We start from the raw sequence: 11761 nt of genomic DNA on the forward strand, positions 1-11761 counted from the left end.
ACTGCGGCGCCAAAACTTGCCTTCCGTATTCCCTCAGTCTTCCTCTGCCGCCTTACGCTTCGGTCAGAGCCAGGAACGCGTCCACGTCCGCCAGCAGCAGCGCTACCGCTTCGCGCCAGAAGCCCGGCTCGTCGAGCCGCACGTCCAGATGCTTCGCGGCCAGCTCTTCGACCGTCATGAGGCCCGTGTCCCGCAGCAGGGAGACGTACTTGTCCGCGAACGACGCGCCTTCCTTCTTGGCGATGGCGTAGATGCCGCCGCTGAACAGATAGCCGAAGGTATACGGGAAATTGTAGAACGGCACGTCCGTCAAGTAGAAATGCAGCTTCGACGCCCAGAAATGCGGATGCAGCTCGCCCAGCGCACCGCCGAAGCCTTCCCGCTGCGCGTCCGCCATCAGCGCGCTCAATTCCTCGTGGCTGACCATGCCTTCGCGGCGCTTCGCGTAGAACCGGTTCTCGAAAATAAACCGCGTGTGGATGTTCATGAAGAATGCGACCGTGCTCTGCAGCTTCTCGTCGAGCAGCGCCAGCTTCTCTTCGCGTTCGGTCGCCGCTTCCAGCGCGGAATCCGACACGATCATTTCGGCGAACGTCGACGCGGTCTCCGCCACATTCATCGCGTACTCCTGTGCCAGCGGAGGCAGGTCGTTCATGACGTGCTGATGGTACGCGTGGCCGAGCTCGTGCGCCAGCGTCGAGACGTTGTCCGGCGTACCGGAGTACGTCATGAAGATGCGCGTCTGCCCGCTCTTCGGGAACGCGGTGCAGAAGCCGCCTGGCCGCTTGCCGGGGCGATCCTCCGCCTCGATCCACGCGTCGCGGAAGGCCATTTCCGTAAATGCCGCCAGATCCGGGCTGAACGCGCCGAACTGCGCCTTGATGAGCGCGGCCGCTTCGTCGTAGGACACCTTCTTCTCGACTTGGCCGAGCGGCGCGTGGACGTCGTGCCAATCGAGCTTGTCCAGTCCGAGCAGCTTCGCCTTGCGCTCCAGGTAGCGCACGAGCTTCGGCTTGCCTTCTTCGACCGCCGCCCACATCGCGTCCAGCGTCGCGGCGCTCATCCGGTTGATGTCGAGCGGCTCCTTCAGCACGTTCTCCCAGCCGCGCTTGTCGTAGAGCTTCAGGCGGAAGCCGGCAATGCGGTTCAGCGTATCAGCGCACAGATCGGCCTGCTCGCCCCAGCCGCGTTCCCATTCTTTAAAGGCGGTTTCGCGCACGGAACGGTCGGCGTTCGACAACCGGTTGAACATTTGCCCCGCGGACAGCGCCTTCGCGGTGCCGTCTTCCTCCGTCACGTCGAAGCGGATGCGCGAGACGATCGTGTTATAGAAGTCGCCCCAGCCGTGGTAGCCGTCGACCGCCAGCTCGCCGGCCAGCGCCTCCTGCTCCGGCGGCAGCTTCTCCTTCGCAGCTTCGCGGCGCTCGTTCAACACGAACGCGACCTGCGCCGCGTCGCCTTCCTTCAGCCACGCCTCCCACGAAGCGCCGTCGACGCGCAGCAGCTGCTCGTCGTAGCGGGTCAGCGCGGCGTTGAACTTCGCGGACATCGTCTTCACGCGGTCGTTCAGGCCGTTCGCTGCGGCGTCCTTCATCTGCTGCGCCTGCAGGCAGGAGACAAACGAGTCGGACTGGCGCAGCCGCAGCAGGATCGACTGCACGGCGGCCGTCCATGCGCTCAATTGCGCCCCATTCGGCGATGCGTCCGCCGGCAGCGCGGCAAGCTCGCCGGTCAACGCTTCGATGTCGCGTTCCATGCCGGCCAGTTCCGCCAGGAATGCTGCGGAACCCGAGCCGCCCGGATAAATCGCGTCTAAGTCCCAAGTCAACGGATAAGTGGTTGTCATTGTGGGTGCCTCCTCAAAATAAGTTCGTATTCGTCTATGAAGCCAAACCAAGCCGGACATCCGGCCGCCTGCGTCGAGAACAGATTCGCGCAAGGCCGAACCGAACCCTCGCGAACGGCCTCGGGCGCGGCCTTCCGGCATCAGCCCGAAGGCGTACGCGTTGCGCAACGAAGCGCATCGGTGTATAACTGATTATAACGGCAAAGGCCGTCCTTTTACCAATCCTATACAGACAAGTTTTCCGCGCTTACGATTAGACGCGATTAGACGCGACGAAGGAGTTGACGACGATGTCCCAACCGCTGCAGCTGTCCCCCGAGACGGCCGTGAAGCTGGCCAAGGAACTGAACGTGCCGCTGGAGCATCTCATGCATATGCCGAAGCATATTTTGCTGCAAAAAATCGCTGAGCTGGCGAAGGCCGACGCCAAGCCCGCGGCAGGCGACGGCGCCGAAGGAGACGGCAAGCCGTGATCCCGTTCGAGCGCGCCTGGCCGTACGACGTCGTCATGAAGGACGTATACGTCGCCTCCTGTCCGTTCTGCGGGCAGGACAACGTCCTGCTCCCGATGCGGCCGAAGGAGCTGGCCGAGATCCGCGGCGGCAAGAAGAAGCTGCTCGTCTTTCCGTGCTGCCATAATAAAGTGACCGTCCTGGACACGGACCAGGACTACCTGCTGACGGACACCGTGCTGCGCCGCGCCTGAGCCGCGCTTGCCGGCCCCGGCCGCACCCCGGATGGCTGAACGCGAGGGCATAGCCGGACACTTGCCGAACCGGGAACCGAAAAACGAACGCGACGGAAAGCCGCCCGGACTCCCAAGTCCGGGCGGCTTGTTCGCGCTGCCGTTACGCGATGCCGGCGGCCGCACCCTCGCCGAGGCCCGTCTGCTCTCGCGAACCAGCTGCCACTGCTCGCGGCTCGCGCGAATCATCGAGGCGTCGGTGATCTGCTTGTCGTTCACGACGCGGGAGAACCAGCGGACGACGTCCCGCGGCTCGCCGAGGCGCCGGTGCAGCTCCCCGATCACATACATCAGCGTGGCGTTGAGTAATAATCCGGGTCTCGTCAACACGTCTCCAGATCATTCAGGGTTGGTTAATAAAATGATGCGCCGGCCCCGAGAGCCGCTCCAAGATGATCGCCTGCAGCTCCTGCGGCAGATCGGTCTCGGCCAGCGCCTCCTTCATGCACCCCAGCCATGCTTCCGCTCGTTCCGGCGTGATGGGGAAAGGCAGATGTCTGGCGCGCATCATGGGGTGGCCGTACTCGTCCGAATACAGAGGCGGACCGCCGAAGAACTGCGACAGAAACAGCGTCTGCCGGTCCATGACGGGGTCGATGTCGGCCGGGAACAGCGGCCCGATCAGCGGATTGCGCTGCACCTTGGGATAAAAGGCCTCCACGATCCGCCTGATTCCTGCGACGCCTCCAACGGCTTCGAAAATAGTGCTATAGTTATTCATTGTCAACTTCATCTCCGTTAATTAGGTGTTTGAGATTATTATACCAAACATTTCGGCCTTCCGGCCGGGACGAAAACATCAAAAAAATGCCCTCTCGCAAGAGGGCATTGCGGCGTAGTATGAAACTGTTGAACGACGGATCAACTCTCGTAATCCTCTTCCCCCGGAGCCACCAGCGACTCGCGGATGACGTACACGAAGGCGCAGACAAGAATGCCGGCTAGAATACTCATACCCATCACCTCTAGCGTTTGTCTTACTCCGATTGTACCATATCGGAATCAAAAAGACAGCAGGTTTTGCAAGCGTTCTCAAAAAAATAATTTTTCGTGAACCCGGCATTTTCCAGGCTTTTCCGGACAAGATCGCCGGAGGACAAGTGATGATTGTCCGAGCGGGAACATATAGCAGTAGTAAGCCCGATTTCCATTCGTCCATAGGAGGGAACACCCTTTGCATATCGTTCGGTTCCTGCTTCGGCCGTCCGTCGTTCCCGCCTGGTCGACGGCGCTGCTCGCGCTGCTGCTCGCGGCGTTTCCCGCCCAGGCGTTCGAGGCTTCCCTCCGGGGGCTTGCGATCTGGTGGGAGGTGCTGTTCCCGGCGCTCTTCCCCTTCTTCGTCATCTCCGAGCTGCTGCTCGGCTTCGGCATCGTCCACTTCTTCGGCAAAATGCTCGATCCGTTCATGCGGCCGCTCTTCCGCATCCCGGGCATCGGCGGCTTCGTCGTCACGATGGGCTACGCGTCGGGGTATCCCGTCGGCGCCCGGCTAACGGCACAGCTCTGGGAGCAGCGGCTCATCAACCGCGCCGAAGGCGAGCGGCTCGTGGCCTTCACGACGACGTCGGATCCGATCTTCCTGATCGGCGCCGTATCGGTCGGGTTCTTCCACAGCGCCGCACTCGCGCCCATCCTGGCCGCGGCGCATTACGGCGGCGGCCTGATCATCGGGCTGCTGATGCGGTTCCACGACCGCCATTCGCCGGCTAGCGCCGAGGCAAAGGCGGCAGCTCCCGGCAGTCGCGGGCGCGGCCGGTTCGCCGATGCGATCCGGGCCATGCACGAGGCGCGCCTGCAGGACGGCCGCTCCCTCGGCACGCTGCTGCAGGACGCGGTGCAGGCCGCGCTGCGCCTCATGATCGTCGTCGGCGGCCTCGTCGTCGTCTTCTCCGTCGTCATGGAGCTGCTCCGGCAGACCGGCGGCATCGGGGTGCTCGCCGCCGCGATCCGGTTGCTGCTCGGCTTCGCGGGCATGCCGGACGCGCTGTCCGACGCCGTCGTGAGCGGCCTCTTCGAGGTGACGCTCGGCGCGCGCGCCGCGGGCGAAGCCGCGGGCGGCGGGCTCGCGCACCAGGCGGCGATCGCCGCGTTCGTGCTCTCCTGGGCCGGCCTGTCCGTCCATGCCCAGGTCGCCAGCCTGCTCAGCCGCACGGACTTGCGCTATAAGCCTTTTCTCCTGGCCCGCCTGCTGCACGGGCTCATCGCCGCCGCGCTCATCTACGCGCTTTGGGGATGGCTCGGACCGGCCGCGTGACGTTGTGTTCAGCCCCGTTTTCGGCTATGATGCAAGAAGAAACAGGCTGACGCGCCCCGAAGCGGCCGCCGCCCGAACGCGGCGCGGACCGTCCCTTCGGAACGCCCGGCCGTGCGGAAGGGGCTAGAACTTTTGAATTACGACGTCATTGACAGAGGCGACAAGCTGTCCAAGCAGCTGGCCGCCGATTTCCATACGCTCGCGGCAGCCCGCGGCCTGAAGCGCAACGAGGAACGGCCCGAAACGGTCATCTCCATCGGCGGCGACGGGACGCTGCTGCAAGCTTTCCATACCCACATCGACCGGATCGACGACGTCGCCTTCGTCGGCATCCACACCGGCCATCTCGGCTTCTTCGCCGACTGGAAAGCCGACGAGCTGGAGACGCTGGTCGGCATGATGGCGGAGGACGAGCCGAAGATCGTGCGCTACCCGCTCGCGGAAATCGTGCTCGACACGTCCGAGGGGCTGTCCACCTATATCGCAGTCAACGAATTCACGCTGAAGGGCGTGGACAATACGCTCGTCGCGGAGATCGACATCAACGACGAGCTCTTCGAGATGTTCCGCGGCGACGGCATCGTCGTCTCGACGCCGTGCGGCAGCACCGCCTACAACAAGAGCCTCGGCGGCGCGGTCATCCATCCTTCCATCGACTGCCTGCAAATCGCCGAGATCGCGTCCATCAACAACCGGGTGTACCGTACGCTCGGCTCGTCCGTCGTGCTCCCCCAGCATCATCACTGTGACATCATTTCGCGCAAGGACCAGCGGCTGCAGCTGACGTTCGACCACCTGAACATCACGCGCGACGACATCCGATCCATCCGGTGCAGCGTGTCCGCGCGGAAAATCAGCTTCGCCCGCTACCGGCCGTTCCCGTTCTGGAACCGGGTCCGGGAAGCATTCCTGGGCTACGAACTGAAGTGACATGAACCGGTATCGCGCCTTTTACCGCCTCGTCCAGCCGTACAAGTGGCTCGTCGCGCTGACGCTGCTTATCGGCGCCGTCAAGTTCGCGATTCCGCTGACGCTGCCGCTGTTCATCAAATACGTCGTCGACGACGTGCTGCTCGCCAAGCTGCCCGCCGCCGACAAAACCGCCCGGCTGTTCAAAGCAGTCGGGCTGGCCTTTTTGATCTTCGTCGTCCTTCGGTATCCGATTGAATATTTCCGGCAGTATTTCGCCCAGTTCACGACGAGCCGGGTCTTGTATGACCTGCGCAACAAGCTGTACGTGCATCTGCAGCACCTGTCGCTGCGGTTCTACCAGAACCGCAAGTCCGGCGAGATCATCTCCCGGATGATGAACGACGCCGAACAGACGAAGGCGCTCGTGGAGACCGGCCTCATGAACGTCTGGCTGGACATCTTCACGCTCGTCATCGCGCTCGTCATCATGTTCGGCATGAACGTGCCGCTGACGTTCGTCGCGATCGCCATTCTGCCCTTCTACGGCTACGCGGTGAAGAAGCTGTACAAGCGGCTCCGCGGCTATTCCAAGTCCCGCTCGCAGGCGCTCGCCGACATGCAGGGCTACCTGAACGAGCACGTGAACGGCGTCCCGGTCATCAAGAGCTTCACGCTCGAGCGCCACGAGGAGCAGCAGTTCGGCCGACGGAATAACGCGTTCCTCGAGCGCGCCTTCGCGCTGACGCGCTGGAACGCCCTCACGCAGTCGATCATCAACACGCTGACCGAAATCGCGCCGCTGCTCGTGCTGGCCGCCGGCGGCTACCTCGTGATCCGGGGCGCGCTCACCCTCGGCGAATTCGTCGCATTCTACGGGTATCTGGACCGGCTCTACGCGCCGCTGCGCCGGCTGGTCAATGCGTCGACCGAGCTGACGCAGGCGTCGGCTTCCCTCGAGCGGGTCATGGAGCTGCTGGACGAACGGCCGGAGGTGAAGGACGCGCCGGACGCCGCCGCGCTGCCTGCGGTCCGCGGCGACATCGCGTTCGAGAACGTCTCGTTCCGCTATCAGCACGAGACGGATTGGGTGCTGCGGCGCATCAACCTGACGATTCCGCGCGGGGCGACCGCCGCGCTCGTCGGCATGAGCGGCGGGGGCAAGTCGTCAATGGTCAGCCTGCTCGCCCGGTTCTACGACGTGCAGGAAGGCTGCATTCGGATCGACGGCGTGCCGATCGACCGCGTCACGCAGCGGAGCTTGCGCGCGCATATCGGAATGGTGCTGCAGGACAACATCCTGTTCAGCGGCTCCGTCCGCGACAATATTTTGCTCGGCAATCCCGAGGCTTCCGATGAAGCCGTCGTCGAAGCGGCCAAGCGGGCCAACGCCCACGCGTTCATCCAGTCGCTGCCCCAAGGCTACGATACCGAGATCGGCGAACGGGGCGTCAAGCTGTCCGGCGGGCAAAAGCAGCGCATCGCCATCGCCCGCGTCTTCCTGAAGGATCCCGCCATTCTCGTGCTGGACGAAGCGACGTCGGCGCTCGATCTCGAGTCGGAGCACGCGATCCAGGAATCGCTCGCGGAGCTGGCCCGCAACCGGACGACGATCGTCGTCGCCCATCGGCTGTCGACCATCACGCATGCCAATCCCATCGTCGTCATGGAGCACGGGGAAATCGTCGAGCTGGGGACGCACGACGAGCTGATGGCCCGGAACGGGGCGTATGCCCGGCTCTATAACGTGCAGTATCTATAGCTTCCGGGCGGACGCCGGAACGTGAAGCAAGGACCGGGCGGCATTGGCCGACCCGGTCCTTGCTGTGTTCAGTCCGCCGGCCGCCGCGCCTGCGAAAAAACGGCCCTGCAGGCTCGAGGCCTGCAGGGCCGTTTGGCATGCGACGCGCTCGCAGCTACTGCTGCTTCGGCGCGGTGTCTTTATTCTTCGCCGGCGAATGCTGCTGCTTGGGCTCGGAAGCCGCCGCTGCGGGCGCCTTCGGATGCTGCTGGTTCGGATTGAAATGACGCTTGCCCCGGTTGCGGTCCGACCGCTCCGGGCGGTCGCCTCGGTCGGGACGTTCGCCGCGATGCTCGCTGCGTTCCTGACGTTCCCCGCGTTCCTGGCGCTCGCCGCGGTCCTGCCGTTCCCCGCGTTCCTGCCGCTCGCCGCGGTTCGGCCGGTCCTGACGCTCGCCGCGTTCCTGGCGCTCCCCGCGGTCATGCTGCTGGCCGCGTCCGCCCTGCTGGCCTTGACGGCCTCCATGGTCGCGGTCCTTGCCGGCCGGCTTGCGGTTCTCGCGTCCGCCGTCCTTCTCTTTGTCCGTTTCCTTCCCCGTGTCCCGGTGCCGGTTGCGCTGCTGCTCGCGGCGCAGGTCCCGTTCGTGGCGGGGCATGAACTTCACGTGCGGGTTCTCCGCAGCCGGCGCCTCGACCGCCTTGGCGGCCGCGATCGCGCGGGAAGCCGTCAGATAGACCTCCTCGGCGCTGTCCGGCACCTCGATGATCTCGATCTCGCCGTCATTGCCCGCGTTGCCGTCCTCGCCCTGCTTCGAGCCGCCGGGCTGCTTCTCGAGCACGAAATAGGCGCAGCCGAAATTGCAGTATTCGTTGATATAATCCGCCATCGAGGAGATCACGGTGTCCCGCGTCGCCTTCGGATGGCCGTCGCGGAAGAACCCCTTGAGACGCAGCTGATTGTAACCCCAGTCCCCGACGACGTAATCGTACCGTTCCAGCACGTCGCTGTACCGTTCGCGGAACGCTTCCAGATTCCAGCCGTTTCTGTTTTCGTGAATTAATGCGTAGGTTCTGCCGCTAATATGGATCAAGGGTGCTTCTCACTCCTTCTCACAAGGATGCGGTACGGGCTTCCTCCGCGGATTTCACCTGCTCGTGCGCGTGGTACGAGCTGCGGACGAGCGGCGCCGATTCCACGTGGCTGAAGCCGCGCTTCAAACCCTCTTCCTTCAGCTTCGCAAATTCGTCGGGATGCACATAACGCGCGATCGGCATATGGTTCGGCGATGGCTGCAGATATTGGCCGAGCGTCAAAATATTGCAATCCACGGCGCGCAAATCATCCATCGCTTCCAAAATTTCGTCCCATTCCTCGCCGACGCCGAGCATGATGCTCGATTTGGTCGGGATATCGGGCTGCATCTCCTTGGCCCGCTTCAGGAGCTCCATGGAACGCGCGTATTTGGCCTTCGCGCGGACGCGGTCCGAGAGCCGGGCCACGGTCTCGATATTATGATTCAAAATATCCGGCTTGGCATCCATGACCGCCTGCAGCGCGTCCCAGTTCCCCATGAAATCGGGAATGAGCACTTCCACGCTGCAGAACGGCAGCTTACGGCGGATCGCCTTGATCGTCTCCACGAAAATGCTCGCGCCGCCGTCTTTCAAATCGTCGCGCGCCACGGAGGTGACCACGCAGTGGCGCAGGCCCATTTGCTCCGCGGCTTCCGCCACGCGCTCCGGCTCCTGCAGGTCGAGCTCCGTCGGCAGTCCGGTCTTCACTGCGCAGAACCGGCACGCCCGCGTGCAAATGTCGCCGAGAATCATGAAGGTCGCGGTCCGATTCGCCCAGCATTCGTAAATATTCGGGCAGCGGGCTTCTTCGCATACCGTATGCAAAGTCTTGGAACGCATCATATCTTTGAGTTCGGCGTAATTGCCGCCCGTCGTTAACTTTATTCGCAGCCATTCCGGCTTGGGTTGCTTCTCTTTGGTTTTCATCCGCTAGTACCTGCTTTCCTGTTCGATGATTCCGTCTTATTATAGCATGTTTCGGATAAAAACCAATGATTTGCAAACCATAACTGCAGGAAGGCGCCGCTTCGCGCGGCGTCCAATTTAAGACAAACGGCCCGACGCGGCACGTGCCGGCGACGGAATCGGCGCGGCTGACGGACGGCCCCCATGCTTGGAGGCTGAACCATGTGAAATCATATGCTTTCCGCCTCATGGCGGTGCTCCCGCTCGCGCTCGCGCTGCTCCTGCAGCCGGCCGCAGGACGGGCGGCCGCGGCGGAGCCCGGAAAAAAAGAATCCCAAGAGGACATCTACGCCAAACGTCGCGTGCTGTATGACGAGATCAGCATCGTGACGGGCATCCCCTGGTATCGGCTGGCCGCCGTGGATCAGTACGAGCGGACGATGACCAAAGCCCGCCCGAAGACGCGCGAGCAGCTCGGCGCGTACATCGGCGTGTTCGTCACCGACACGCAATGGGCCGGCGAGCTGAACCCGGACAGCGGCGACCAGTCGCCGCTGTCCATCCATTGGTTCCACGGCCTCGGGGAAGACGGCGACGGCGACGGGCTCGCCAAGCGCACGGACGATACCGATCTGCTGTACGCCGTCGCCAACCATCTGCTGCAGTACGGCACGGAGGAGGACGACTTCGCCATCGGGCTGTGGCAGTATTACCACAACACGCGGGCCGTGCAGCGCATCCGGCAGTTCTCGCGCCTGTACGAATCCTACGGCAAGCTCGACCTGTTCCGGCACGCCTTCCCTCTGCCGCTCGGCAACAATTATTCGTACAAAGGGACATGGGGGACGCGCCGCAGCTGGGGCGGCTACCGGATCCACGAGGGCACGGACATCTTCGCGAACCACGGCGTGCCCGTGCGGAGCACCTGCTTCGGCGTTGTCGAGGTGAAGGGCTGGAACCCTTACGGCGGCTGGCGGATCGGCATCCGCGACCTCAACAATTACTATCATTACTATGCGCATCTGTCCGGCTATGACAAGACGATCGCGGTCGGCTCCATCGTCAAGCCGGGGCAGACGATCGGCTGGGTGGGCAGCTCGGGCTACGGCCGCCCCGGCACGCAGGGCAAATTCCCGCCGCATCTGCATTACGGCATCTACCGCGACCGCGGGCTCGTGGAATGGTCGTTCGACCCGTATCCGAGCCTGCGGCAGTGGGAAGCCGAAGAACGCCGCGCGCTGCGCGCCGCGCGGCGGTAGCCGCACCGCGCGACTCCCCCCGGCCTCGCTCCGGGCATCGTGCGCGCAAAACAAGAAGAGCGCTTATCCGGTCCCAAGCCGATAAGCGCTCTTCTTCGCGTGGCCGGACGTCACGATTCGGCGTCCGCCTCGTCCGCGTCCGCGTGCCCATACGCGTCCGCCGGCAGCGCGTCCTCGTCCGGCGCGGAACCACCGTCCGCCTCCGCGCCTTCGCCCGCGCCGCCGGCGCCGCCCTGCTTGTCGCCGGGATTCGCCGGAATGGCGATGCTCGGGGCGTTCGGGGCGGTATCGCCGACGGGATTGCCTTTCCCGTCGTAATAATACGTCGGCACGTCGCCCACGACGAGCAGATAGGAGATCGGAATCTCCGTCTCCACGAGCTCCGGCTTCGTGTCGAACGGAATGATGATGGACACCTCCGCCGCGATGTGCATGTACACTTCCACGAGAATCATATTGATGCCGGCGTCTTTCTGCCGGGTGCTCAAATCCACCTTCACGGCGCCGATCGGCTCGAACTTGACCGGGATGCGCGGGCCGAACGACGCGATGATCGCGCTGCCGAGCGCCTGCCCGAGCGGAATCTTCTCGGGAATGTCCCCCATCCGGTCCAGCGTCTGCTGCACCGTGTCGATCGTCTCGGACGTGATCCGCATATGCTCGGAATAATTGAGCATGAAGCCGGAGATTTTGCCGGCGGCGTTGGTCTTCCAATCGATCAGCCTGTCGGCGTTCGTTCTCTCCGCCACCTGCTCGGTGATCGACTTGTTGATCGCCTGCGTCGCCTCCTGCTTGACGCGCACCTTCGCGACGGCCATCAGCGGTTTCTGCAAATTCCGCTCGACGAAGATGAACGTCTGGAAGAAGAAGATCAGGAACAGCAGGGTCAGAAGCAGCACCAGCCTCCGGCGGCGGTTCGGCTTCTTGCCGCCCGCGGCGCCGCCGGACCGGCGCCGGACGCCTCTGCTCCGCCAGCCTCTTCTTCCCCATCTGCGCATCGCACGTCCCCCTTCCGAGCGTTTGTCCGC

The 11761-nt window shown here is 63.7% G+C and carries 11 protein-coding genes and 1 pseudogene; 6 read left to right on the plus strand and 6 right to left on the minus strand.

The genetic code is table 11. The features are described 5' to 3' along the window. Positions 1 to 52 precede the first annotated feature (52 nt). Positions 53 to 1846, minus strand: coding sequence for a M3 family oligoendopeptidase (locus tag ACFPB1_RS17360; RefSeq protein WP_379227369.1), 1794 nt, complete (start codon positions 1844 to 1846; stop codon positions 53 to 55). A gap of 290 nt (positions 1847 to 2136) precedes the next feature. Here ACFPB1_RS17360 and ACFPB1_RS17365 point away from each other — a divergent pair, with 290 nt between their 5' ends. Continuing rightward, complete coding sequence (locus ACFPB1_RS17365) at positions 2137 to 2319, plus strand: YycC family protein (RefSeq protein WP_379227370.1); 183 nt, start codon at positions 2137 to 2139, stop codon at positions 2317 to 2319. Continuing rightward, positions 2316 to 2552, plus strand: coding sequence for a hypothetical protein (locus ACFPB1_RS17370; RefSeq protein WP_208850372.1), 237 nt, complete (start codon positions 2316 to 2318; stop codon positions 2550 to 2552). The genes ACFPB1_RS17365 and ACFPB1_RS17370 overlap by 4 nt, the downstream gene beginning before the upstream one ends. A gap of 255 nt (positions 2553 to 2807) precedes the next feature. Here ACFPB1_RS17370 and ACFPB1_RS17375 read toward each other — a convergent pair. Then, a pseudogene (locus tag ACFPB1_RS17375) lies at positions 2808 to 2882 on the minus strand (DUF2225 domain-containing protein); the annotation flags it as partial. 52 nt (positions 2883 to 2934) lie between these two features. Continuing rightward, entirely contained in the window at positions 2935 to 3312 is a 378-nt protein-coding gene (locus ACFPB1_RS17380; RefSeq protein ID WP_379227371.1) for a globin, read from the minus strand. Between the two features lie 459 nt (positions 3313 to 3771). Between ACFPB1_RS17380 and ylbJ the strand changes: the two genes are divergently transcribed. From ylbJ to ACFPB1_RS17395, 3 genes are all read left to right on the plus strand, one after another. Next, positions 3772 to 4845: a sporulation integral membrane protein YlbJ gene (ylbJ, locus tag ACFPB1_RS17385; protein WP_379227408.1), complete on the plus strand. Its 1074-nt coding sequence runs from the start codon at positions 3772 to 3774 to the stop codon at positions 4843 to 4845. 132 nt (positions 4846 to 4977) lie between these two features. Beyond that, complete coding sequence (locus ACFPB1_RS17390; RefSeq protein WP_379227372.1) at positions 4978 to 5775, plus strand: NAD kinase; 798 nt, start codon at positions 4978 to 4980, stop codon at positions 5773 to 5775. Between the two features lies 1 nt (position 5776). Then, entirely contained in the window at positions 5777 to 7516 is a 1740-nt protein-coding gene (locus ACFPB1_RS17395; protein ID WP_379227373.1) for an ABC transporter ATP-binding protein, read from the plus strand. 154 nt (positions 7517 to 7670) lie between these two features. Here ACFPB1_RS17395 and ACFPB1_RS17400 read toward each other — a convergent pair whose 3' ends face one another. Together ACFPB1_RS17400 and lipA are read right to left on the minus strand one after the other, a co-directional pair. Next, complete coding sequence (locus tag ACFPB1_RS17400) at positions 7671 to 8585, minus strand: YutD family protein (RefSeq protein ID WP_379227374.1); 915 nt, start codon at positions 8583 to 8585, stop codon at positions 7671 to 7673. A gap of 19 nt (positions 8586 to 8604) precedes the next feature. Continuing rightward, positions 8605 to 9495: a lipoyl synthase gene (gene lipA, locus ACFPB1_RS17405; RefSeq protein ID WP_379227375.1), complete on the minus strand. Its 891-nt coding sequence runs from the start codon at positions 9493 to 9495 to the stop codon at positions 8605 to 8607. 227 nt (positions 9496 to 9722) lie between these two features. On the opposite strand from lipA, the gene ACFPB1_RS17410 reads away from it, so the two are divergent. Continuing rightward, the gene (locus tag ACFPB1_RS17410; protein WP_379227409.1) at positions 9723 to 10733 is read left to right on the plus strand and encodes a M23 family metallopeptidase; all 1011 of its coding nucleotides are present in this window, start codon (positions 9723 to 9725) and stop codon (positions 10731 to 10733) included. A gap of 110 nt (positions 10734 to 10843) precedes the next feature. Here the strand turns inward: ACFPB1_RS17410 and yunB are convergent, their stop codons facing one another. Continuing rightward, positions 10844 to 11731, minus strand: a complete 888-nt coding sequence (yunB, locus tag ACFPB1_RS17415) for a sporulation protein YunB (RefSeq protein ID WP_379227376.1) — start codon at positions 11729 to 11731, stop codon at positions 10844 to 10846. Positions 11732 to 11761: the final 30 nt, after the last annotated feature.

The organism is Paenibacillus sp. GCM10023250, assembly GCF_042653205.1.
Taxonomy (GTDB): domain Bacteria; phylum Bacillota; class Bacilli; order Paenibacillales; family Paenibacillaceae; genus Paenibacillus_Z.

Excerpts from the sequence above, each read along its gene's own strand:
- ACFPB1_RS17360 (WP_379227369.1), bottom strand. The coding sequence starts at position 1,846 with ATGACAACCACTTATCCGTTGACTTGGGACTTAGACGCGATTTATCCG.
- ACFPB1_RS17365 (WP_379227370.1), top strand. The coding sequence starts at position 2,137 with ATGTCCCAACCGCTGCAGCTGTCCCCCGAGACGGCCGTGAAGCTGGCC.
- ACFPB1_RS17380 (WP_379227371.1), bottom strand. The coding sequence starts at position 3,312 with ATGAATAACTATAGCACTATTTTCGAAGCCGTTGGAGGCGTCGCAGGA.
- ACFPB1_RS17395 (WP_379227373.1), top strand. The coding sequence starts at position 5,777 with ATGAACCGGTATCGCGCCTTTTACCGCCTCGTCCAGCCGTACAAGTGG.
- lipA (WP_379227375.1), bottom strand. The coding sequence starts at position 9,495 with ATGAAAACCAAAGAGAAGCAACCCAAGCCGGAATGGCTGCGAATAAAG.
- ACFPB1_RS17410 (WP_379227409.1), top strand. The coding sequence starts at position 9,723 with ATGGCGGTGCTCCCGCTCGCGCTCGCGCTGCTCCTGCAGCCGGCCGCA.
- yunB (WP_379227376.1), bottom strand. The coding sequence starts at position 11,731 with ATGCGCAGATGGGGAAGAAGAGGCTGGCGGAGCAGAGGCGTCCGGCGC.